Genomic DNA, 23,715 nt, shown 5'->3' with positions numbered 1-23,715 from the left:
AAACTGTTTTTTACAGTCTTTCCCCGCCAGTATTCAGTATCCTGTCAATACTCGAAACGGGATTTTTTATATCAAATTTCTCTTCACTGTTAAGCAACAAGCCGAATTCTTCATAGGATTCCGAAATAAGGCGGCCGAATTTTCCGGGAAGCTTCAATGTTGTTTTCAGCATCCAGCGCGAAAGAAAAACCATTCCCTGCAGAATGACCGCCTTTGTTATACCCGCCATCAAGGCTCCCTCCGTCAGAGGCAGGCCGAATGGTTCTGCGATAATTTTTCCGAATGGAACCAGCAAATTGAAAAACACTACGCCGGCGGATACCGCAATGGCGGGAATCCAGCGGATGCGGGAGCGGTCCGCTAATTGAAGTACAATGCTGACCGCAAGAATTCCGGCGCGGACGTATATATTCCCTGAAAAAAGCAGGGCAAGCAGACAGACCGCCCCGGTTACAAGCCGAAAAACAGGCCGGCTATACCAGCCGCCCGGAACCGTTTTGTTTTCCGGTTTTTTCTGGTCCTTTTCGCTGTCCGCGGCGGGAACCACGGAAAAAGCTTTCAGCCATGAAGATTTTCCGGCAAAAATATTCGCAAAAAATCCAAGCAGGGCGCCTGTTATGATTCCAGCCGCGATAAAGGCAGGCGCGATAACCCTGGTACTTTCGCCGAAAATAATCAACCTTGCAAGAAGCAGCTGTATAATATTTGAAACAAGCGCCCCCAAAACACTCAGGCCGATATATGAAACGGAATTCCGCAGAATTTTTCTCGCAAAGAACATAATCAGAGCTGATGAAACAGTCCCGGCGATAGAAAACAGAAAAATGTATGAAAAGAAAGTACCGTTTATCAGTCCCTGGCCAAAAATCTTGATAAGAATCAGCAGGCAGTATGAAGGGAATGGAAGTATATCAACTGCAAGCAAAACCGGGAGGTTTGCCAGCCCAAGCCTGAAAAAAGGGAGCGGCTTCGGAATAATATATTCAATTGTTGAAAGGAAAAAACACAGCCCTCCGAGCCTGGTAATAAGGGCGTCATTTTTATATGGTCTTTTATTTCCGTCGGCCGCTGTCATAGGCGGAATCAAATACGATGTATATATTAAAACCGGCAGACTTTGCCGGTTTTAATATCACTGGTCCCGTTAATTGCAGCCGTCAGGACCGCATTCTTCATGTCCGCAGTCGCCGCCGCAGCCGCAGCCCTGGTTCAGGCCCTGCTGCTTTTCCTCTTCTGTCGCCTCCCTTACGGAAACAACAGTCACATCAAAATGAAGGGTCTCGCCCGCAAGAGGATGGTTCCCGTCAATAACAACCTTGGAATCCTTGACCTCTACCACAGTAACAATCTGTGATCCCTGCGGACTGCTCGCCTCAAACTGCATGCCTTCTTCAATTTCCGCATCATCAGGGAAAGCCGATTTGTCGACTTCGACAACCAGTTCCTCCTGATAGGGTCCGTAAGCTTCTTCAGGGGGATTGTAACGGAAAAATGGTCCCCGGCCTTTTTACCGGTCAGTTCTTTTTCCAGCCCGGGAATAAGATTATTATGCCCGTGCAGGTATTCCAGAGGTCCCAGTTCATCGGATGAATCGAGAACTTCATTTTTTTCGTCAGTCAGTTTATATTCAATACTGACGACACTGTCTTTTGCTATTGTCATACTGCATCCTTTCACTAGTAAAATGGTATTCGGGGATTCTGGAGAACTGCGTATCAGAAGGTTCAGCCGTAAGTAAATCTCTGATTCACGGATTGTTTTTAAGGTGCCCAAAGTATAAATGGCATGGTTAAAAGTAAAATCCGTCTTTCCCGGGAAGCCTCACTATTGAAAATAACACATACGGAGAACGTCTTCAAGTAAGTATGCCCTGTTACGCATCAAACAAGCAGAAAAAACCGCAAAAAAACGCTGATAACGATATATATTTCAGAAAAATGCAAATACCGCTTTTCACTCATAATATATTACCATAAAACTGCAGAAAATTATAAAATTCCCGCAAATCACCTATCTTTATTTTATAATCGGGGCGATAATAATTATAACAAATTGTATAAATTATCCATCCAAACGGAACCGGAATGGGCAAAACTGTGTATAACAAGGAGTTCTGTTATGCGGACAAACACTTTTAAAAACAAGATGATACTTTTCTCTGTCATTTTTTTTCTTTTTATCCTCATAGGATCTTCCATTGCGTATATGTTTTCCGCAAAAAAATAACGAGTGATTCTTATAAGCAGAAGCTCATCCAGATTGCGGAAATCAAGGAAATGGACCTCTCGTCTTCAGTTAATACTGAAATTGCTACTGCGCTGAAAATGGCCGACTCCCCGCTCATAAAGCGTTATTTTTTGTACCCCGGAAACCGGGAACTGGAAGAACTGGCGTTTGAGGAAATTGCCGGTTACAGGCGGGCTTTTTCAGGAGACAATATTTTCTGGATAAATGATGTCGACAGGAAATTTTACTCCGGCGATACCTATATATATACTCTCGATCCTGAAGATCCGCAGGAGTACTGGTATAACATGACCATGTATGAAACCGAAGTATATAATTTTAACATCAATTATAATCCCAATCTTGGACAGACCTTATTATGGGTTAACGCGCCCGTATTTGAAAACGAAAGGCCGATAGGGGTCGTCGGAACAGGTATTGTTCTGGACGATTTTATAGAATCGGTTTATGCCGGGATTGAAGATACTATATCAATCTACCTGTTTAACCCGATGAATGAAATCACCGGCGCCCGCGATAAAGCCCTTGTCGGTAAAAAAGCCCTTATAACGGATATTCTTCCGGCTTCTGCGGTGGAAACGCTTCTTTCCGGAACTACGGAACTCTCTTCAGAGGCATCAAAAAGTTTTTCCGTAAATAACACCGAATATGTTCTGGCATATATAGAGAGCCTTGACTGGTATCTTTTATTGTATACTCCCATTACCTTCGGCATGGTGCTGGATACCGCGACAACCGGAGTTTTTCTGACAATGCTTTTAGTTATTCTTATTATATTCATAATTTTTAATATTTTTATCAGCCGTATTCTTCAGCCGCTCTCCCGGCTTCAGAGCACCATGTCCCGGATAGCCGACGGTGATTTTTCCCTTTCTTTTGCGTATGCAAAAAATGACGAGATAGGAAGTTTAAGCAAGAGCCTGTCACAGATAACCATGACCGTGTCCGGTATAATCAAGGATATCCGCCGGCAGTTCGTTTCCGCGAAAACGATTGCGGACCAAACGGAATCCAATATTCAGATGAGCAACCTCTCCACTGAACTCATCACCGGAAAAATACAGGCCATGACAGATTCCATAGACACGCAGCAGGCTATAATACGTGAAACCGCAACGGCTATTACCGGAAATGTAAATGACATCCATAACTTTGAAAATATTGTCACCACGCAAATTCATAATATTGAAGAATCATCTGACAAGCTAAACGGCCTTCTGGAAAGTGTCAGCAATATAGAAAATGTCCGCCGGACCTCGGCTGCAAACATGACGGAACTTTCCGACAGTTCCGCTCAGGGGGAAGAACAGCTTGATCAGGTTATAATACAGATAAAGGAAATAGCGCAGAGTTCTGAACAATTGCTGGAAACGAACAGAATTATTGCCTCCATTACCGCCCAAACCAATCTCCTGGCCATGAACGCGGCAATTGAAGCGGCTCACGCGGGAGCCGCGGGCAAGGGATTCGCCGTTGTCGCGGAAGAAATCCGGGCGCTCGCGGAAAAAACCCGGATTCAATCCGAACAGGTAAACGCCGTTATCAGGCAGATTATACAATCCATGGGAACAGTGGTTGAATTTTCAAATATCACTAAAGCGGCTTTTTCCCGGATTGTTGAACATGTTTCAAGTGTAAAGTCAAATTTCATGGAAATGTCCGGCTTTATAGAATCACAGACAAATTTGAGCGGCGCGGTATCGGGAAAACTGAATGAACTTGCGGAAAGTTCGGGGGCTGTTTTTACCGGATTTCATAATATGAAAGAAGGAAATGATGCGCTTGTAACAAAAATGCAGGAAGCGGAACGCCAGACGGAAAATCTTGTAAATGCAATGGAAACCATACAGAGTATTCTCCGGGATATTGGGGACCAGTCCGCAGAAGTATCTTTGCTTGTTATCCGCAATACCGAAGAATTAAGCTCAATAGATAAAAATCTTTTATCATACACGATACTTGATAGTCCGGAATAAGATTTTATATGCGGGGACCGGAAGCTACCTTCCGGTTATCGTAAAAACGAAGACAGATTTTCCCGTTTGAGAAGACGGAGCGCTTCCGCAACCAGTTTGCGGTTTTCCTTTCTGTTGAACTGCAAAAGGGCTCTCTGAAGACTGCGCTCATGGGTTCCCCGCGGAATATATACTGACACACCTGTATACGGATCGAGGCCGGTATAATACATGCAGGTCGCCAGGGTTCCCGGCGTCGGGTAAAAATCCTGCACCTGGTCGGGTACAAAACCGCTTTTTTCAGCTCAAGCGCGGTATGCAGCGCATCCTCAATCGTCGCGCCCGGCAGACCCGCTATATAATAGGGAACAAGATACTGTTTTTTATCAAGCTGCCGGTTCATTGCGGCATAAGCTTTCTCAAATGAATGGTATACCGCATTGCTGCTTTTTCTTATGAGTTTGAGGACCCTGTCGGAAGAATGCTCAGGGGCAACTTTAAGCTGGCCTGAAATATGGAACTCGCACAACTCCCTCAAAAATGATTTTCCTTCAGGATCAAGCATAATATAATCAAATCGCAGGCCGGATCTGATAAATACTTTTTTTATACCGGGAACAGTCCGTATTTTTTTCAGGACAGAGATATACTCGCCGTGGTCAGGACTGAGGTTCGGGCATGGTTCCGCACCGAGACATTGCCTGCCGCGGCAGGACCCCTGCGCTGCCTGCTTTTTGCAGGCGGGAATCCGGAAATTCGCGGTCGGTCCGCCGACATCATGGATAAAACCCTTAAAATCAGGGCGGGTCGTCAATGTTTCCGCCTCTCGGACAAGGGATTCGGGGCTTCTTGTCTGAATAAGTTTTCCCTGATGAAAGGCTATCGCACAGAATGCGCATGCGCCGAAACAGCCTCTGCTGCTTGTAAGTGAAAACTGTACTTCCGCGAGAGCCGGGATCCCTCCGGCCTCCGTATAATCAGGGTGCCATTCCCTGGTATACGGCAATTCCATTATCCGGTCAAAAAGCTCCGTTTTTACCGGCATGGATGGAGGTTCCTGCACAACATACCGTTCCTCGCTTTTTTCCACAAGCAAAGCCGCGCTGAAGGGGTCCGCGTTTTGTTCCTGCAGAACAAAGTGGCGGCAATATGCCTGTACATCGGATTTGATTTCCTCAAAAGACGGAAGAAAAACAGCCCCGGAAGGAATGTCCGCCGGCTTCCCGGTCCGCCACATTGTTCCCCTGATCCCCCGCAAATCGGGATTTTCACAGCCCCTTTCCGCAGCTTCCCTGAGCCGGGCGGCTGCTTCGATAATTGAATGCTCTCCCATGCCATACATAAGCAGGTCGGCCTTTGTATCGAGCAGGATAGAGTGTTTAACGGTATTTGACCAGTAATCGTAATGCCCGAAACGGCGGAGCGAGGCCTCAATGCCCCGATTAATACGGGGACCTTTTTGCTTACAGCCCTGATCACTGCCGTATAGGCGAGTAATACGCGGTCCGGACGCAGGCCGGGTTTGCCGCCGGGAGAGTAGGAATCGGATGAACGGGGTTTTTTATTGGCTGTGTAATGGGATACCATTGAATCCATGGCCCCGCGCTTACCAGCCAGGCAAGACGGGGTATACCGAAACGGAGAAAATCTTTTTCCGCCCCGGGCCCCTTCCATTCCGGCTGGGCCAGTATTGCGACCCGGTATCCTTCGGACTCAAGCAGCCGCCCAAGCAGCGCGGCCGCAAATGAGGGATGGTCGACATAGGCGTCCCCTGTAACGAATACAAAATCGCATTCAGTCCAGCCCCGCGCCATCATGTCGTCCCTTGAAACAGGAAGAAATGAAGTCCTGTTCATACGGGATTAACCCTGAATAACTTCGGTTACTCCGGGGACTGTTTTTTTCAGGTGGGCTTCTACGCCCATTTTTAATGTCATGGTTGCCATCGGACAGGAACCGCAGGCCCCCGTAAGTCTGACCGCTACCTGACCGTCATCAGAGACGGAAATAAACTCTACATCGCCGCCGTCAGCCTGAAGCTGGGGCCGGATTTCATCCAGTGCTTTTTTTATTTCTTCTTCCATACGATACGTTCTCCATTTGAAGAACCTCAAAATGTATTTTTGAAAGCCCTTCTATATTATAGAAGATACCCGGGATACGGCTGCCGGGTCAAGCATATGGGGCGTTTGCATGGTAAAATAACAGCAGAGACGAATTTCCGCGGAAAGAAGGGGTTTATGGCAAGAAAGAAGTTTTCTTCCGTGGGTTTATTTGCTATACTTTTATAAGTACAGAGAAAAGATTTGGAGGACTTTCCATGGATACCCAAAAATACGATTTTTCAATTTCAACACTCGGACCCTGTAAGGTCCCTTCACCGATAAAATTGTCCAATGTTGAAGGAGATTTTATCGCAAATTATGTAACTGAAAATGAATTTATCCGTTACCGTGTTGATACCACCATGGATGAAGTGGTAGGCCCTTCAAAACGGTCGGAGCTGCTGGAAAAGGCGGGCCCCAGGGAAAAAATCTACTTTAATCCCAGTCATGTTCACGCGGCGATTGTTACCTGCGGAGGTCTGTGTCCCGGTATAAACGATGTGGTCAGGGCCGTTGTAAGATGCCTGTGGAACCGCTACGGTGTCCAGCGGATCAGCGGTATACGTTTCGGATTTAAAGGCTTTCTGCCTGATTATAATTTCAATATACAGCCGCTTGATCCTGATTTTGTCGACGACTGTCATAAAAGCGGAGGGTCCATTCTGGGGACCTCGCGGGGAGGCGGAAACCGGGTTATTGAAATCGCGGACGCCATAGAGCAGCTCAATATAAACGTCATATTCATTGTAGGCGGAGACGGAACGCAGCGCGGTTCACTTGAAATCGCCGAGGAAATCGAACGGCGCGGCCTGAAGATTTCAGTTGTCGGTATTCCGAAAACCGTTGATAATGACCTTTCTTTTATACAGAAATCCTTTGGTTTTGATACGGCCGTAGTAAAAGCGACCGAATCCGTCGGGGCCGCCCACATGGAAGCCCATTCCCAGATAAATGGCATAGGCCTGGTTAAACTCATGGGAAGGGAATCCGGATTTATAGCCACCCATACGGCAATCGCCAGCCACGAAACAAATTTTGTCCTGATTCCGGAAGTGCCTTTTGAACTGGACGGGCCGAACGGATTTCTTGAACACCTGAAAAAGCGGCTCGAACGGCGGCACCATGCGGTAATTGTTGTTGCCGAAGGGGCGGGACAGGACCTTATGCAGTCCGCAGGCGGCACCGATGATTCCGGTAACCGAAAACTGTCCGATATTGGGGTATTTCTCCGGGACCGCATGCAGGAATATTTCAAGAGCATTGATATGCATATTAATCTGAAATATATCGATCCGAGTTACCAGATCCGTTCAGCGCCCGCAGCTCCTATTGATTCAATTTACTGTGAACGGCTTGGCAACAACGCAGTCCACGCGGCAATGGCAGGGAAAACCAAACTGATCATGGGGCTGGTCCACAATAAATTTGTGCATCTCCCAATCAATGTGGTTATCAGCAAGAGAAATTACGTTGATCCCGAAGGTTCGCTGTGGAGGGACACCCTGGACGCTACAGGCCAGCCCATTCTTATGGTAAATGACCGCGAGGCTTTTATGCAGAACAGCATCAAGAAAAGCAACAGCAAAAAGTAACAGCCCGGATTCAGAACAGGCTGTCGCCGCGGAAAATGAAATAAAGAAGAATTGTGTCTTCATCACTGAGGAGTGTGAATGAATCCGTGCCGGTTTGCATGCGTACAGCGGAATTCAAGCCCCTGAGCATGTCCTGCTCGAATTTTGAGGCTGTTTCATTCAGAACGAGAGGGTCGGTTATATCTCCAACGGAAATGGACACGGGCGCAGACCCGTCGGTCCGCCGGGCTTTTACAGTCCACTGCCCTGAAAATTCATTAATTCCGGTATCGCCTTCCAGCGTACCGTCGGCATTGAACTCAATCACTGCCCTGCTTCCATGATCAGCTTCCAGGGGAATAAAAATATTCCCGTTACTGTAACCGGCCAGAAGCCATTCTTTCCCGCTTATCTGGTCCGAAATGGTCCGGTCCGGCTTTTCTGACGGGAGCAGGACACAGCCGGAAAGAACAAGAGCGGGAAAACAAACAAAACACAGAAGAAGTAATCTGGAATATTTCATATTTTCATTCTAGCAGTATAATCCCCTTGAAATCAAATTCTTTTTGATTTATTATATGACAAATCGGGGAATTAGCTCAGTTGGTAGAGCGATTGGTTCGCAATCAATAGGTCAGGGGTTCGAATCCCCTATTCTCCATAAAATCAGCAATTCTGTGCATATTCCAAGTCAATCGCCTGTTTCCGCCACTGATTGCAGCTTTATTCTTTTTCCATACTCTCAAGGTAATTACTGTTTTTTCCTTCGCAGAGTGATATAGGAAAACCCGGTGTGCCTTATCGTATTGACTTCGTCCCAGTCATCCATATTAATCACGGGAAAAAAGGTATCGCCTTCATATATACCATGTACTCTGGTTAATTCAATTTCATCAGCGATAGTTACAGCCTCTTTATAGATGGAACTGCCGCCGCAGATAAATATTTTTTCGTATGTATCAAAGGAAGAAATCGCCTCTTTTAATGAGGTAAAGATAAAAACCCCATCCGGGGCATCTTTCAGTGTTGAAGAAATAATGATATTTGGCCGGTTAGGAAGCGGTTTCCGTGGAAGAGACAGGTACGTATTTCTGCCCATAATACAGGGAAATCCGGTCGTCAGCTGTTTAAAATGCTGTAAATCTTCCCTGATATTCCAGGGGATAGCCCCGTCTTTTCCGATAACATTATTTTCCGAAACCGCAGCAATAATTATTATTTTGGGCATGGCAAACATAGTCTCCGCTTAAACCGCTACTTCAAATTTAATTGAAGGATGGCTGTTATATTCTTCCACAATAGTGTCCGGATATTTCCAGTTGAATAGTGAACCCTGCCAATCGGTTTTTATAGAAGGCAATGCATACGGGGTCCTTTCCAGCTGCGATTCCAGCCCCTTTATATGATTTTCATAGATATGCGTATCTCCAAGAAAACCTATCAATTTTCCTTCCTCAAGACCCGCTTCAATAGCCAGCAAATGAAGCAGTAATCCGTAACTGGCAATATTAAACGGCAATCCGAGGGCAACATCTACAGACCTCTGGTTCCAGAGTAAATTCAGCCGGTTACTAATTACGGTTATCTGAAACGAATAATGGCAGGGCGGGAGAGCCATTCTGTCGATATCAACCGGATTCCAGGCGGAGACAATCATCCTTCTGTCGTAATGGCGGTTTTTCAGCTTATCAACAAGGTTCTGTAATTGATCGACACCCTTCCCTGAAGGTTTTTCATTATATGCAGCATATTGCGCGCCGAAATGCCTCCATTGCCAGCCGTATATCGGGCCTAAATCCCTTTCCTCTTCCATAAGCTTTTTGGTTTCTTCGCTGGTTCCATAGGGGACAATATCCGGACTGCACCATTCATCCCAGATATGATTGTTTTTTTCCCGTAACCATTCTTTATCGGTTATTCCTTTTATGAAAAATTCCAGTTCAGAAGATATCAGCCGGAAAGGTATTTTTTTTGTAGTTAAAAGAGGAAAGCCTTCCTTCATATCATGTTCAAAAAAGGCTCCCGGAATTGTTAAAGCGTCAATACCGGTACGGTTGCTGTTTTTGAAACCAAGTTTCAGTACTTTTTCAACTATATCCAAGTATGCTTTCATGCCTTTAATCCCCTGCGTTGGTTTTTCACGACAGGATATAATACACTTTTCCTGATAAAAAAACCAGTGTAAGAGGAGGCCGGTTTTCAGGGTGCAATACAGGCCTGGCAGGAAATTTTCAATGAACCCTCCCCTGCAGCAAGCGGTGGAATATTAAACCGGTCTTTCTACCCTGACGCGTGATTGGCAAACAGCCTTTTTTAAGCCTTGACATCGAAAAATAATTCAGATATTGTTGATGACGTATTATGGAGCGGTGTCCGAGCGGTTTAAGGAGGCGGTCTTGAAAACCGTTGTGCCGAAAGGTACCGGGGGTTCGAATCCCCCCTGCTCCGATATAGCAATTTAAAATGAATTGTTATATCGGTCTGGTTTTGGCCGGGATTCGAAACGGAGTCCTCGCCGACCAACGGGAGGAAAAGGCGGCAGGGATGCCGCCGGAAGAGGACGGAGGCGGCTTGGAAGGAGCGGACACGATGTCCGCGACTGGAAAGCGAATCCCCCCTGCTCCGATATAACAATTTAAAATGGAATTGTTATATCGGTCTGGTTTTGGCCGGGATTCGAAACGGAGTCCTTTCTGTTCCTGACTTGCCGAGTAACACTATAATACAGCAATCCTTTGGAGCGGTGCGAGAGCGGCTGAATCGGGCTCCCTGCTAAGGAGTTGTACCCCGAAAGGGTACCGGGGGTTCGAATCCCCCCTGCTCCGGAAAATTAGATTTTGTCTGAAAGATGTTGTTCAGACCTTTTTTGCGCATATTACATTGTTTCGAGACTATAGCTCAGCTGGATAGAGCGTCAGATTGCGGATCTGAAGGCCGGAGGTTCGAATCCTCTTAGTCTCATACGGGCTGTCTTGAGAGACAGCTTTTTTAACACGGAAAAAAACGCAGCCCTGTATTTTTTTCTGTTCTGGAGAGATGCGAGAGCGGTTGAATCGGGCGGTCTCGAAAACCGTTGTACCGCAAGGTACCGGGGGTTCGAATCCCCCTCTCTCCGCTAACGCAAAAACTGAAAGGTTCCGGCTGGGGTTCCCGAAGTTTATTATTATCCAGTAATTTTTTGGAGAGATGTCCGAGTGGTCGAAGGTGCACGCTTGGAAGGCGTGTGTGCTTGAAAGAGTACCGGGGGTTCGAATCCCCCTCTCTCCGCTAACACAGGACTATTTTGAGATGGCTGGGGATTCGAAACGAAGCTCCCGCCGACCGAAGGGAGGAAGAGGCGGCAGGGACGCCGCCGGAAGGGAGCGAAGGTGGCTTGCAGGGAGCGGACACGATGTCCACGACCGGAAAGCGAATCCCCCTCTCTCCGCTAACGCAAAGTTTTCGGGCTGACTGGAGATCAAAAACAGGATTTCCGGACAGCAAAGAAAAACCTGTACACCGAAGACCTTTCCGGAATGTCCAGGTCCTATGCAAAAAACCTCTTCCAAACCCCGTCAGATCCGGAAGGAAGCAGCGGTAGGCAGCCGGTTTTTGTGCCGTAGTGTACCTGGACTTTTCAGAAGGGTTTTTGGTTTTAAATGATCAACTTACATACCTGACGGATATATGCTATCTTACTATCCGTGAGAATACTGCTTGCCGGCATAAATGCAAAGTATATTCAGACCAATCTTGCCATCCGCCTTCTGAAGGCCTATGCCGATACCTGGTCATCCTCTGTCCGGAAAAAAAAGACTGAAATAATCTTCAAAGAGTGGAACATTAACCAGCTCCCTGAAATAACAGTCAAGGATATTTATTCTGTCTGTCCTGATATTGTAATTTTTTCAACCTATATCTGGAACCGGCAGTTTATCCTCCGGGTGGTATCCGATATCCGCAAAATATTGCCTTCGGCTCTTATAGGCCTTGGAGGGCCTGAAGTTTCCTGGGCCGCGGAAAAAACCTTTTCGGATTCACCTGAAACGGATTTTATATTATCAGGCGAAGGCGAACAGACTTTTACGGAATTTGCGGATATGGCTGCCGACGCTATTCCACAGACTGACAAGAGAACAGTTTTGGAAAAACTGGGTAACATTCCCGGTGTATACACCCGCATATCCGGCGGAACGGAAAATTCTGCCATCTGTTTTGGGGGAACCAGGCCGCCGATTGAAAATCTCGACAGGATTCCTTTTGTATATACTTCCGAACGTATGGATTTTGATCCTGCTCACCGGATTGTCTATTATGAATCAAGCCGGGGTTGTCCGTATTCCTGCGCATACTGCCTTTCAGCGAGGGATACCGGTGTCCGCTATTATCCGTTTGAGCGGGTTTTGTCTGAAATCAGCTATTTTATGGATTCAGGATTTCCCCTTGTGAAATTCGTTGACCGCACATTCAATCTTAAACCTGACCGCTTTCTGAAAATCTGGTCATATATCGCGGAAAACCATAACGGCAAGACCGTTTTTCATTTTGAAATCGCCGCAGAATCCCTTTCAGAGGAAGCTTTCGCTGTACTGGAAAAAGTACCGCACGGTGCTATTCAGTTTGAAATCGGCATACAGAGTATAAATGAAAAAACCCTGAAAATCGTAGGCCGCCCGGCCCATCCGGCCATTCTCGCGGAAAAAATCAGACGCATACCAAAGACCATTCATACCCATATAGATCTGATCGCGGGCCTCCCCGCAGAAAATCTCGAAAGTTTTGCAGCCTCCTTTAACTATGCTTTTTCTCTCGGCGCCGACATACTCCAGCTTGGATTCCTCAAAATCCTGAGCGGATCACCGATGGAAGACATTGTCCGTTCCGATTCCGGATTTCTCTGGTCTGAAACACCCCCCTATGAAATACTGGCGACTCCCGATTTACCGTACAGCCATTTAATTCTGCTTAAGGAAACCGAATATATTCTTGAAAGCTGGTATAATTCCGGCCTGATGCGAAAAACAATTTCCTTTCTTGTTTTTGATAACATGCGGAACGATGCCTTTTCATTTTTCCGGGACATGGTATCTTTTAATGTCCGGTTTTACCCTGACGGGGATATTTTCCTGCCGAGGAAGCCGGCGGATTCTTTTGCCTGCATGGCGGCATATATCAAAGATAAGAAAGAGCATTTTCCCGATTTTCCGGCGGAATTGGCACTGGAGTATCTGAAATATGATTTCCTGCTGCAGGGAAAGCCAGGCTTCTTCCCGGAATGGTATGTCCGCAGATACTCCAAGGAAGCCCATGACAGGGCGCTCATGGAACAGGATTTATTTTCCGGAACAGGATCAGGGCGGAGAGCCTCAAGGCGGACACTGTATGCGTGTACGGAATACGAGCAGTTTCACTTCAGCGGCGGGGACGCGCCAAAGGCGATTCTGTTTGTGTATACAAAAAACGGAGGGAAAAAAGTCCGGTGCGTGGAAGCGGAGGTTTTTATTGACCGATAAACAAATGCCGGATAAAATCTATACAAGGTGGGATATGAGAAAAAATAATAATGCCCGGTTTTTGTCTTTCATTTTGTTGCTCGTGTTTTTTTATTCTTTGGCTGTAAAACCCAGGACAAATCTGAGGCCGCAGATCCGAGAACTGTCCCTTTTTCAAGGGGGGTGAATCTCTCCCTGTGGTTTGAAAAAAACAGTCCGCGGGAAGTCCAGTTTACCCAATTCACACGGAAAGATTTTGAAAATATCAAGAGTCTCGGCGCCGATGTTATCAGACTGCCGATCCGTCTGCACAAGCTGACAACGGATATCCGCAATGGGGTGACCAATACTGACCCGGATTATACAATCGATCCCCTGATTCTGGAGTTTCTTGATTCCGCTGTCGATTGGGCTGAAGAACTCGGCCTGTATATTATTCTTGACAACCACTCCTTCGATCCGGCGGTTCCCACGGAAGAAAATATAGAAGAAATTCTGCTGAAAGTCTGGGGCCAGATGGCGGAACATTTTAAAGACCGATCCCGGTTCGTTATGTATGAGATTCTGAATGAACCGCACGGTATTTCAGAACAAAAATGGGGAGAGGTCCAGGGACGGATTGTCGAAGCCATCAGGAAAATAGATCCGGTTCATACGATAATTGTAGGCGCCGCTGATTTCAATTCCCTGAAAAAAATATTCACTATTCCCCGGTACGACGATCAAAATCTTATATATACCTTTCATTTTTATGAACCCATGGTTTTTACCCATCAGGGAGCAAACTGGGGCGAGCCCCATCTTACCGCTCTTAAAGGGATTCCGTTTCCTATGGAAAGCCGGCGTATGCCCGAAACACCCGAAGAACTGAAGGGTACCTGGGTTGAGTGGGACTTGAACAAGTATGAAGAACGGTCTTCCCTTGAAACTCTTGACCGCCTGCTTGATATAGCGGCGAACTTTTCAAGGAGCAGAAACGTTCCCGTTTTTTGCGGCGAGTTCGGCGTCTTTATGATGACCAGCCGGGAGGCTGACCGTGTCAGATGGTACCGGACAGTCCGCAGGATGCTGGAACAGAAAAACATAGCATGGACAAGCTGGGATTATTTTGACGGGTTCGGATTGTTCAAAACCCGCGAAGGCGGCGATTTCCCTTCCGATCTGAACACAGGCGTTGTTAAGGCCCTCGGGTTCAAAGTCCCTCCCAAACAGAAAGAGGACACCGGCCCTGTAACTTCCGGATTTGCGATTTACGATGATTATACTGCCCCCGGAATAGATTCCGGGTTCTGGAAGGAAAACGGTTCCGTTGATTTTTACTATCCGGAAAATACCGGAGACGGCCGTTTCGCAATCCAGTGGGGGAACTGTACAAGATACGGAGCCGCGTGGTTTGAATTCCGGAAGGCGCAGGATTTGAGCCGGCTTGCGGAAGAAGGTTATGCGCTTGAATTTATGGCCCGCGCCGACGCCGACGCGGTTTTTGAAGTCCGCTTTATAAACCCCGACAGTCTGGGAACGGATATTCCCTGGAGGGTGCGGTACATAATAGACAGCAGCATACTGCCGCCTGACGGACAGTGGCATAAAATCCGCATACCTCTGAACATGATGCAGGACAGCGGAGCCTGGTCTTCGCTGCGTGAAAGCTGGTATGACCCCGCCGGATATTTTTCCTGGGAAAAGGTAAAACGGCTTGAGTTCTCTGCGGAAGAAAAAGATTTGATCGGCACATATGTGTGTATAGATGCTATACACATAACAAAATAAAATACCCCGCCGCAGAGCAGCGGAGTATTTTTCTCTCCCGAGGAATTGGCCTCGGGCTTAATACCATGGAACCTGCAAAAACTAACGTTTTTATAGGTTATTATAAAAAGCGCCGCAGCGCAGCGGGGTATTAAACCCTCGCCTCGAATAAACAAAGAGCAGAGGTGTATAAAATGATGAAAACATACACAAACAGAAAACCGCGGAGCGGAATATATAAAACGCTTATATTATTCATGTGTATACTTTCCTGTTTTTATACACACACTTCCTGCGCCAGAAGCGAAGAACTTTCCCTTGATGAACTTGAGTCCCTTTCTCCTGAAGGCATCAGCGAAATACTTGCAAAAACAGTAAGCAAACCCTGGCGGGGCGAAGAATATGTTCCCGGCGTAAGAGGCGGGACATGGAATACAAGTTTGACATCCGATCCGAAAAGTTTTAACCTTCTGATTTCCGAACGGGATTCAGAGACCTCTTTCATAGTCCGGAGGATGCATGATACTCTGGTTGATTACGATTATATAAAAAAGGAATTTGTCGGGCACTGTGCGGCTCCTGAAATTATCGTTGATGAAAAAAACGACACACTGTCGGTTATATATACACTCCGGGATGATCTGTACTGGAGTTTTTATAATTCGGATGAAAAAGTTAAAGTAACTTCCGATGATGTCATTTTCTGGTACAATGAAATTGAAGGCGATCCTGCTTTCCAGAGTTCAATGTATAATTCCCAGTTTGTAACCATGCCGGACGGAAGCGAAGCGCACATTGATATTGAAAAAATTGATGATCTCCGGTTTGCGTTTCATTTTCCCCGCATTATCGCGAATCCTCTGTTGGCGACTAACAGGGATTTCGGTCCGAGCTTTCTGTATGAAAAGGCGAAGCGTGAGGGCGGCGTGCAGGGCGTCCTTGATCTGTTCAGTGTAGCATCGGACCCGAAGCTGATTCCTTCGATGGGAATGTGGTTTCTGACGGAATACAAGCCCGGACAGCGGCTGGTTTATAAACGAAATCCTTCATACTGGAAAAAGGACAGCAACGGAATCTCAATCCCCTATCCTGAAGAAATGATTGTCCAGATTCTCCCTGACACAAATACGCAATTTCTGCTTTTCAAGCAGGGCAAGCTCGAAGCTTACGGGCTTCGCACCGAAGACATAAATGAATTGGTGAACAAAAAAAATCCGGACTATACCATTTTCAATACGGAAGGTTCCCTCGCGACAAGGTTCTGGTCTTTTAACCAGAACCCGAAACACAGCGGCACGGCCCAGTATGAATGGTTTACACAAAAGGAATTCAGGCAGGCAATGAGCTGTCTTTTAAACCGGGACAGAATTATCAATCAGGTATACCGGGGTTTGGCGGAACCAAAATCCGGGTTTTTCCCCGAAGCAAACCCCTACTACAATCCTGAAATAAAAATGGATTATCTGTATGATCCGCAGCGGGCTATGGAGCTGCTTTCCTCCATCGGCATAAAACGGGATAGTTCCGGTATCATGAAAGATGCAAAAGGCCGTGCTGTCGAATTTGATTTAACCATAACAGCAGACAGTACATCGCAAACTGACATCGCTTCAATTATCATGGATGACTGCTCGAAGGTCGGTATAACAGTGAAAATCCGGGTAGTTGATTTTCAGAAACTTGTAGAGCAGATGAGCAGTACCTTTGACTGGCATTCGCTTTTAATGGGATTCAGCGGAGGAAATCTGTTCCCGTCACAAGGTATTAATGTCTGGCCGTCAACGGGAAATCTGCATGTGTGGTATCCGCTTCAGCCCAGTCCCGCAACCGAATGGGAGGCCCGGCTGGATTATCTGTACAATGAAGGGTGCTACACAATCGATCCGGAAAAGGCCGGGAAAATCTGGGATGAATTTCAGGAAATCATTCTTGAAGAATGCCCTGTTATTTATCTTGTAAGGCCGAGGAGCTTTACCGCTCTGAGGAACAAATGGGACTTTTCAAATATTTATTATGACAGCATCGGGGGCTTTGAATACGATCATGTATTCCTGAAACAGAAATGAAAGCGTTTTTAAACCGGTGTATCAGTTTTATTCTCCGCCCTTTTTATCTGTTTCGCAGAAAACTGCCTCTCGTCTCATATATCGTCAACAGAGTGATTACAATGGCAGTCATTCTTTTTGTACTGGGGTTCGCCATTTTCGGACTTATGGAACTGGCGCCCGGAGATATTGTGGACCAGCTTATGATGCAGCAGCTCTTCTCCGGGGAAAGTTCAGGCCGTCAAAATGACACTTTTTTCAGCGCCGATCAGCTTGCGGCGCAGCGCGCGGAGCTGGGCCTTGACCAGCCGTTTTACATTCAGTATTTCGCCTGGCTGAAACGCGTTATTATTCATCAGGATCTCGGAGTCAGTCTGATTTCCCGCGCGCCTGTTTCATTTCTTATCAGTTCCCGGCTTTTCAATTCTGTTTTGCTGAATCTGATTTCGCTGGTGCTGATTACGTTTTTTTCTTTTTTGCTCGGGGTTTATTTTTCCAGCAAGGCCGGAACCGCTACGGATCTTGCCGTCAGTTTTTTCGCGCTGGTGCTTCACGCTTTTCCGGGCATACTCCTGCTTATCCTGCTTCAGCTTTTTGCGTCGGTAACCGGGCTTTTCCCGGTAACGGCCTATCCTGATTTTCCGTTTTCGGAAGCACCCCTAAAATTCACGTTCAGCTACATGCACCATATTTTTCTGCCGCTCCTTGCTTCTTTTCTGGGCGGCGTAGGCGGAACAATGAGGATGATCAGGGCAACCATGCTTGATCAGCTCGGGCAGCCCTACATAACAAGTCTGCGAGCGAGGGGAATCAAAGAGTGGCGGGTATATTTCAATCACGCTTTCAGAAACACGCTGAATCCATATATTACCGGAAGCGCGAATCTTCTGGCCAATCTTTTTCAGGTTCACTCATACTTGAAATTATTTTTGCCTATCCCGGAATAGGACGTTTAATGTATGAAGCCGTTATCCAGGAAGATGTTAATCTTGTTCTGACAAACATCATGTTTATATCCTTTCTGGTTCTGCTTGGTATGGTTCTGGCTGATATAATTCTCGCGCTTGTTGATCCGAGGATACGGTATGGCAAAGAGTAATCCCGGTGAAAAAAAAGCTAACAGTGTTAGCAAATTCTCAACATATCTGCGAACACGTCCGCTTGGAATAGTGTCTGTAACAGTTTTAGTCCTTCTGTATTTGATTATGATCTTTGCGGAGTTTATTGCGCCTTACGCGCCGACTACATCATTCGAGCAGATGACATATCATCCGCCGAACGTCAGGTTTGCCGGAGGAAAGATGCAGGCTCAGGAAGCCCGCATAATAAATACCGTTAACTGGAAATACGCGCGGATAAAAGGTATGTACAACGAAATAGGTTTTTTCATAAAAGGGGAGCCATATAAACTGTGGGGCGTCATTCCGTGCGAGCGCCACCTTTTCGCGGTAAAGGACGGCTCCTATCCTGTTTTTCTGATGGGCGCCGATAATCTGGGAAGAGATTTGTTTTCCCGGATCGTTTACGGGAGCCGCATTTCCCTGACCATAGGCTTAATCGCTACGGCCATTTCGCTTATTCTTGCGATACTCTTCGGCGGCCTTTCCGGTTATTTCGGAGGGATAACGGATTGGACTATCATGAGGTTCGCCGAATTCTTTATGCTTATTCCCGGACTCTACCTGATTCTTTTTCTGCGTTCCCTGCTTTCATCAAATATGGATTCGGGACAGGCGTATATGATGATTACAATTATTCTCGCTCTGGTCGGCTGGCCGGGAACGGCAAGGACAATACGGGGCCTCGTTCATTCGATCAAAAGGGAAGAATTCGTGCTGAACGCAAAGCTCGAGGCTATCCCCGCTCCCGTTATAATTTTCAAACATATCATTCCCCAGATATCAAGTCTGCTGATTGTAAGCGTTGCCCTCAGCATCCCGGGCTTTATTATGACGGAAACGACCCTGTCATATCTCGGACTCGGAATCGTCGATCCTGCGGTAAGCTGGGGATCATTGATAAAGCGGGACATTTCAACACTGAGCAATCTGCGTAATTATCCCTGGCTGCTTAATCCGGTGTGGTTTTTGCTTGCGGTTACGCTTGCCTTCAATTTTCTGGGAGATATTCTCCGTGATTATTTTGATCCCTACCATACAATTTTTCCGAAGTTCAGCCTGAAAAAGTTTTTCGGGAAATCCGGAAAAAACAAAACCGGGAATAAAGAAAATGAAACTGAAGCCGTGATGTCTGAAGGAGGCGGATTATGAGCAGCCTTCCCGAAAAGCCCCTGCTGGAAGTCAGGGATTTGAATGTTGGCTTTCCTGTTTACCGGGGGACCGCCAGACAATATGTGCAGGCAGTCCGCGGGGTTTCTTTTCATGTAAACGGCGGAGAAGTTCTGGGCATTGTCGGGGAAAGCGGATCGGGCAAGAGCGTTACAACATCCGCTATTCCGGGCCTGTTGCCGAAAAACGCTGTTCTGAACGGCTCGATACAATATGAAGGCAGTGAACTCATAGGACTGGATATCGAAGAGCTGCGTAAATACCGCGGAAAAAAGATCGGAATGATTTTTCAGGAGCCGGGCCGCTCATATGATCCGCTCCAGAACATAGGAAGTGTTTTCTTTGAAACTTTCAGAAATTCTGATCCGGGAATAACAAAATCCGCAGCAGAGGAACGGACTGTTTCTCTGCTGTCGGAAGCTGGCCTTGCCAGCGCGGAGGATCGTCTCGCAAATTTTCCCCACCAGTTTTCAGGCGGACAGCTCCAGCGGATAGGCATTGCTCTTGCGCTCGCGCAGGGGTGCGATCTGCTCATTGCAGATGAGCCGACAACAGCTCTGGACGTTACTATCCAGGCCCAGATTGTCGCGCTTTTGAAAAAGCTCAGGGAAACCAGGAATATTTCCATTATTTTTATCAGCCATAATATTGATCTTGTCGCGGACATATCCGACAGAATAATGGTTATGTACGGAGGACTGGTTATGGAATCGGGTATCGCAGGGAACCTGGTACATAACCCCGAACATCCCTACACCCAGGCACTTCTGGCGGCTTCTCCCCAGTTTGGCAGCCACTATACAAAAAAGCGGCTGGTTTCAATCCCCGGCAAAGTCCCCGACCCGCTGCGGCCGGAACAGGGCTGTCCTTTTGCTCCACGCTGCGCTTTTACCGCAAATGATTGTGTTACGGCTATTCCTGAGCTGTTAAGCACAGGGGAAGAATCTTCAGTGCGCTGTATTCTTGCAAAAAAAGAAACAGCCGGGACGGGAAAATAATATGGCAATAATTCAGGCAGTTAATCTGAAAAAGAAATTCAACCTGGAAGCCGGTTTTTTTGCCCGGTTCGGCAGGTTTGTATACGCGGTCAACGATGTTTCTTTTTCGATAGAAGAAAATGAAACGTACGGACTTGTCGGGGAGTCCGGCTGCGGAAAAACCACAACAGCCCGGCTGCTTGTCAGAATGTATGAACCGGATGAAGGTTCAGTTCTTTTTCATGACAGGGAAAATGTACTCACTCTGAAAAGAAAGGGCCTCAGGCAGTACCGTGAAAAGGTAAAATATATTTTTCAGGACCCGGCCCGTTCCCTGAATCCCCGCATGACGGTTTATGAGGTCCTTGTTTCCGGCTACCGCTGGTCGTCCCGCTGGCCGGGCGAACAGAAAGCCAGGGCCGAGGCCGCTTCGATAATGGAAGAGGTAGGCATGGCGCCGTCGGACCTTGAACGAAGGCCAGCTGAATTTTCCGGCGGTCAAAGGCAGCGGATTTCCATAGCCCGCGGACTTATAATGCAGCCGTCGCTTCTCATCTGTGACGAGGTGGTATCCGCGCTCGATGTTTCCATCCAGGGTCAAATTCTGAATCTGCTGCTTGATATACGCGGCCGGAGAAATCTTTCATTTCTATTCATTGCGCATGACCTAAAAGTCGCCTGCTATTTCTGTGACCGCATAGGAGTTATGTACAGGGGCGAGTTAATGGAAGAAGCTTCCGCAGCCGACCTGTATGAGAAAGCCCTGCATCCTTATACAAAACTGCTGTTTTCCAGTGTCGCGGGAAAAACGCCGGCGGTAGCTCAAAATGAAATGAATAAGGAAAAAGGGTTCTTCCAGAGCGAAGTTAAAACTCCGGTAACGGAACTTGCCGGCTGCGCCTTTGCCGAGAGATGTCCGCTTGCCGATGAGGGCTGTTTTTCCGGACATCCTGAATTGCGGATACTTCCCGGCGAAGAAAATAAAAAGCACCCTCACAAGGTCAGGTGCTTTAAAGTATAACAATATATTGAAAACTATCGCTGTAATTTCCGGTATACGCCCCGGTGAGGAGTGTCGGCGTCCTTTCCGAATTTCTGCCGCCTCCATTCCGCGTACTCGCTCCAGTTTCCGTCATACCAGATAACTTCTCCGCTGGATTCAAAGGCAAGAAGGTGTGTGCATATCCTGTCGAGAAACCAGCGGTCGTGGCTTATTACAAGAGCGCTTCCCGCAAAGGTTTCCAGAGCTTCTTCAAGTGCGCGCATGGTATTTACATCAAGATCATTTGTGGGTTCATCAAGAAGAAGTACGTTTGCTCCGGCCTTTACCATCATGGCGAGATTCAGCCGGTTCCGTTCTCCTCCCGATAGCGTGCCTACTTTCCGCGACTGGTCCGCTCCCGAAAAATTAAACCAGGAACAGTAGGCCCGCGAATTAACTTCACGCAGGGCCCCATTCAGGGGACGCCCATTCGCATCAGTTGCCCCGAGCTTAATAACATCCAGCCCGTCCGAAAGCTGTTCCCATACTGTTTTTTCAGAATCGAGTTTTCCCCGCATCTGGTCAACATAGGTCAGCCGTACCGATTCTCCAAGCTTAATGGTTCCCGAATCGGGCTCAAGAATTACGGATTCATTTCCCGAAGCCGACACCGGTGTTGCCTCTCCGGCGGCCCCTGCTATCAGTTTAAACAGCGTTGTTTTCCCGGCGCCGTTCGGCCCGACAATACCAACGATGGAGCCGGGAGGAATGAGAAATTCAATATTGTCAAAAAGCAGCCTGTCACCGTAGCTTTTTGACAGGTCCTTTGCTTCTATAACAACATTGCCGAGCCTGGGTCCTGCAGGGATAGTGATCTTCGAGTCTTTTATTTTTTCCCTGCCGTCATCAGCCAGAAGTTTTTCATATTGGTTTATTCTTGCCTTGCTTTTTGCATGACGGCCCTTTGGCGTCATACGGACCCATTCAAGTTCCCGCTGAAGCTGTTTTCTCCGTTCGGATTCACCCTTCTCTTCCCTTGCAAGCCGCTCTTCTTTCTGCTGCAGCCAGCCGGAATAGTTTCCCTTCCACGGGATTCCTTCTCCCCGGTCGAGCTCGAGAATCCAGCCCGCTACATTATCAAGAAAATATCTGTCATGGGTTACCGCGATAATAGTCCCCTCATACTGCTGCAGATGTCTTTCCAGCCAGGCAACGGTCTCCGCATCCAGATGGTTTGTCGGCTCATCGAGCAGCAAAATATCGGGCTTCTGCAAAAGCAGTCTGCACAGGGCGACCCGGCGGCGTTCTCCTCCGGAAAGAACATCCACAAGCTGGTCACCCGGCGGACACCGGAGCGCATCCATAGCGAGTTCGAGCTGGTTATCCAGTTCCCAGGCATTGCACGCGTCCAGTTTTTCCTGGACCTTTGCCTGCCGGTCCATCAATGCGTCCATATCAGCGTCCGGATCTCCAAAGGCCTCATTTATCGAATCGAATTCTTCCAGAAGAGCCAGCGTTTCACTGACGCCCTCGGAAACAATTTCCTTAACTGTTTTTCCGGCTTCGAGGGAGGGTTCCTGTTCAAGGTATCCAATTGTATATCCCGGAGCGCAGTGCGTTTCTCCGATAAATTCTGTATCAGTTCCCGCAAGGATTCTCAGCAGACTGGATTTCCCCGATCCGTTGAGACCTATAACGCCGATTTTGGCTCCATAAAAATATGAAAGGTTTATATCCTTTAATACCTGTTTTGTCCCGTGAATTTTTGAAACACGGTCCATTGTAAAAATAATTTTTTTATCGTCAATTGTCTTTGCCATAAAAAAAGTATAACAGAAGCCGTCAGCCGTGGCTATCGTTCAGGTGACTTTTATAAAAAGCCACCCCACCCGGAAGAGTTGGAATTTAAAGGTGGGATGATTTTTTATTTCAGTGATTTACCGGTAATAAGATAGATAGTGTAATCCCTGTCACTGTCCTCAGCCGATTCTATCCTGATGCCGAGCTGGGGTTCACGTATCGCTCCAGTCATTCCTGAATATGCTATCAGTTCATCAGTATTTATGACAGTTTTTCTGGAACTTTGAATTAAAGCCCGTGTAAGATTTGTATACCAGATTGTGATATCTCTGGTTTGTATACTTATAAAAACCCCATCAATATCATCATACTGTACGCTGGCTACCATCCCTTTATATAATGGATATACGGATGTATTTCTCGGCATATAGACGCTGAATTTATTTTTCTCATAACTTACAATATCTGCAACCATTTCATCGGGCAACAGAATAAACAGAGCCACTGTTGTATCATCTTTTATTG

Annotated in this window: 17 protein-coding genes, 6 tRNA genes, 1 other RNA gene and 2 pseudogenes; 16 read left to right on the top strand and 10 right to left on the bottom strand. The window is 47.0% G+C overall.

All coding sequences use genetic code 11. The features are described from left to right. Nucleotides 1-10: 10 nt before the first annotated feature. The 3 genes from K7I13_RS09760 to K7I13_RS15675 all read right to left on the bottom strand — a co-directional run bounded on the left by K7I13_RS09760 (nucleotide 11) and on the right by K7I13_RS15675 (nucleotide 1,662). Complete coding sequence (locus K7I13_RS09760; RefSeq protein ID WP_255945114.1) at nucleotides 11-1,075, bottom strand: Gx transporter family protein; 1,065 nt, start codon at nucleotides 1,073-1,075, stop codon at nucleotides 11-13. A gap of 69 nt (nucleotides 1,076-1,144) precedes the next feature. Then, nucleotides 1,145-1,339: a hypothetical protein gene (locus tag K7I13_RS15680; protein WP_369413663.1), complete on the bottom strand. Its 195-nt coding sequence runs from the start codon at nucleotides 1,337-1,339 to the stop codon at nucleotides 1,145-1,147. After that, nucleotides 1,333-1,662: an FKBP-type peptidyl-prolyl cis-trans isomerase gene (locus tag K7I13_RS15675; RefSeq protein ID WP_369413662.1), complete on the bottom strand. Its 330-nt coding sequence runs from the start codon at nucleotides 1,660-1,662 to the stop codon at nucleotides 1,333-1,335. The genes K7I13_RS15680 and K7I13_RS15675 overlap by 7 nt, the downstream gene beginning before the upstream one ends. Before the next feature lie 614 nt (nucleotides 1,663-2,276). Here K7I13_RS15675 and K7I13_RS09750 point away from each other — a divergent pair. Continuing rightward, complete coding sequence (locus K7I13_RS09750; protein ID WP_255945112.1) at nucleotides 2,277-4,223, top strand: methyl-accepting chemotaxis protein; 1,947 nt, start codon at nucleotides 2,277-2,279, stop codon at nucleotides 4,221-4,223. A gap of 4 nt (nucleotides 4,224-4,227) precedes the next feature. Here the strand turns inward: K7I13_RS09750 and K7I13_RS09745 are convergent. Continuing rightward, a pseudogene (locus tag K7I13_RS09745) lies at nucleotides 4,228-6,016 on the bottom strand (YgiQ family radical SAM protein). Between the two features lie 48 nt (nucleotides 6,017-6,064). Further along, nucleotides 6,065-6,286: a NifU family protein gene (locus K7I13_RS09740; protein WP_255945110.1), complete on the bottom strand. Its 222-nt coding sequence runs from the start codon at nucleotides 6,284-6,286 to the stop codon at nucleotides 6,065-6,067. 236 nt (nucleotides 6,287-6,522) lie between these two features. Between K7I13_RS09740 and K7I13_RS09735 the strand changes: the two genes are divergently transcribed. Next, entirely contained in the window at nucleotides 6,523-7,899 is a 1,377-nt protein-coding gene (locus K7I13_RS09735) for an ATP-dependent 6-phosphofructokinase (protein ID WP_255945108.1), read from the top strand. A 10-nt stretch (nucleotides 7,900-7,909) separates the two neighbouring features. On the opposite strand, the gene K7I13_RS09730 is transcribed toward K7I13_RS09735, so the two are convergent. Beyond that, nucleotides 7,910-8,401: an META domain-containing protein gene (locus K7I13_RS09730; protein ID WP_255945098.1), complete on the bottom strand. Its 492-nt coding sequence runs from the start codon at nucleotides 8,399-8,401 to the stop codon at nucleotides 7,910-7,912. 65 nt (nucleotides 8,402-8,466) lie between these two features. Between K7I13_RS09730 and K7I13_RS09725 the strand changes: the two genes are divergently transcribed. Then, nucleotides 8,467-8,539 (top strand) — tRNA-Ala (locus K7I13_RS09725). A 90-nt stretch (nucleotides 8,540-8,629) separates the two neighbouring features. On the opposite strand, the gene K7I13_RS09720 is transcribed toward K7I13_RS09725, so the two are convergent. Both K7I13_RS09720 and thyA read right to left on the bottom strand, forming a co-directional pair. Further along, entirely contained in the window at nucleotides 8,630-9,106 is a 477-nt protein-coding gene (locus tag K7I13_RS09720; protein WP_255945096.1) for a dihydrofolate reductase, read from the bottom strand. Nucleotides 9,107-9,124: 18 nt separating this feature from the next. Next, a complete protein-coding gene (thyA, locus tag K7I13_RS09715; RefSeq protein ID WP_255945094.1) occupies nucleotides 9,125-9,991 on the bottom strand; it encodes a thymidylate synthase in 867 nt (288 codons plus the stop codon). A gap of 250 nt (nucleotides 9,992-10,241) precedes the next feature. Here thyA and K7I13_RS09710 point away from each other — a divergent pair. The 13 genes and pseudogenes from K7I13_RS09710 to K7I13_RS09655 all read left to right on the top strand — a co-directional run bounded on the left by K7I13_RS09710 (nucleotide 10,242) and on the right by K7I13_RS09655 (nucleotide 21,429). Next, nucleotides 10,242-10,326, top strand: a tRNA-Ser gene (locus K7I13_RS09710). 289 nt (nucleotides 10,327-10,615) lie between these two features. Then, nucleotides 10,616-10,703 (top strand) — tRNA-Ser (locus tag K7I13_RS09705). Between the two features lie 62 nt (nucleotides 10,704-10,765). Continuing rightward, nucleotides 10,766-10,839 (top strand) — tRNA-Arg (locus K7I13_RS09700). 69 nt (nucleotides 10,840-10,908) lie between these two features. Then, nucleotides 10,909-10,993: transfer RNA gene (locus K7I13_RS09695), tRNA-Ser, on the top strand. A gap of 65 nt (nucleotides 10,994-11,058) precedes the next feature. Continuing rightward, nucleotides 11,059-11,145 (top strand) — tRNA-Ser (locus K7I13_RS09690). Nucleotides 11,146-11,395: 250 nt separating this feature from the next. Beyond that, nucleotides 11,396-11,494: signal recognition particle sRNA small type (gene ffs, locus K7I13_RS09685), an RNA gene on the top strand. 67 nt (nucleotides 11,495-11,561) lie between these two features. Next, entirely contained in the window at nucleotides 11,562-13,370 is a 1,809-nt protein-coding gene (locus K7I13_RS09680; RefSeq protein ID WP_255945092.1) for a B12-binding domain-containing radical SAM protein, read from the top strand. 162 nt (nucleotides 13,371-13,532) lie between these two features. After that, nucleotides 13,533-15,119, top strand: a complete 1,587-nt coding sequence (locus K7I13_RS09675; RefSeq protein ID WP_255945090.1) for a glycoside hydrolase family 5 protein — start codon at nucleotides 13,533-13,535, stop codon at nucleotides 15,117-15,119. A 173-nt stretch (nucleotides 15,120-15,292) separates the two neighbouring features. Next, the gene (locus K7I13_RS09670; RefSeq protein WP_255945088.1) at nucleotides 15,293-17,164 is read left to right on the top strand and encodes an ABC transporter substrate-binding protein; all 1,872 of its coding nucleotides are present in this window, start codon (nucleotides 15,293-15,295) and stop codon (nucleotides 17,162-17,164) included. Continuing rightward, nucleotides 17,161-18,242 (top strand): annotated as a pseudogene (locus tag K7I13_RS09665) (ABC transporter permease). Before K7I13_RS09670 ends, K7I13_RS09665 begins: the two are co-directional and overlap by 4 nt. Next, nucleotides 18,229-19,413 carry an ABC transporter permease gene (locus tag K7I13_RS15915; RefSeq protein ID WP_439647429.1) on the top strand — a complete coding sequence of 395 codons (1,185 nt, stop codon included), beginning with the start codon at nucleotides 18,229-18,231 and terminating at the stop codon, nucleotides 19,411-19,413. Before K7I13_RS09665 ends, K7I13_RS15915 begins: the two are co-directional and overlap by 14 nt. After that, entirely contained in the window at nucleotides 19,410-20,429 is a 1,020-nt protein-coding gene (locus K7I13_RS15910) for an ABC transporter ATP-binding protein (RefSeq protein ID WP_439647428.1), read from the top strand. The genes K7I13_RS15915 and K7I13_RS15910 overlap by 4 nt, the downstream gene beginning before the upstream one ends. Before the next feature lies 1 nt (nucleotide 20,430). Next, nucleotides 20,431-21,429: an oligopeptide/dipeptide ABC transporter ATP-binding protein gene (locus K7I13_RS09655; protein ID WP_255945086.1), complete on the top strand. Its 999-nt coding sequence runs from the start codon at nucleotides 20,431-20,433 to the stop codon at nucleotides 21,427-21,429. 14 nt (nucleotides 21,430-21,443) lie between these two features. Here the strand turns inward: K7I13_RS09655 and ettA are convergent, their stop codons facing one another. Beyond that, the gene (gene ettA, locus K7I13_RS09650) at nucleotides 21,444-23,210 is read right to left on the bottom strand and encodes an energy-dependent translational throttle protein EttA (protein WP_255945084.1); all 1,767 of its coding nucleotides are present in this window, start codon (nucleotides 23,208-23,210) and stop codon (nucleotides 21,444-21,446) included. A gap of 104 nt (nucleotides 23,211-23,314) precedes the next feature. Continuing rightward, nucleotides 23,315-23,695 (bottom strand): peptidoglycan DD-metalloendopeptidase family protein, encoded by a 381-nt coding sequence (locus K7I13_RS09645; RefSeq protein WP_255945082.1) that lies wholly within the window; start codon nucleotides 23,693-23,695, stop codon nucleotides 23,315-23,317. Nucleotides 23,696-23,715: the final 20 nt, after the last annotated feature.

Source organism: Brucepastera parasyntrophica (assembly GCF_022376835.1).
GTDB classification, from domain to species: Bacteria; Spirochaetota; Spirochaetia; order Treponematales; family Treponemataceae; genus Brucepastera; species Brucepastera parasyntrophica.
Note: the sequence above shows the minus strand (reverse complement) of the source record. Positions and strands in the feature narration are given on the sequence as shown.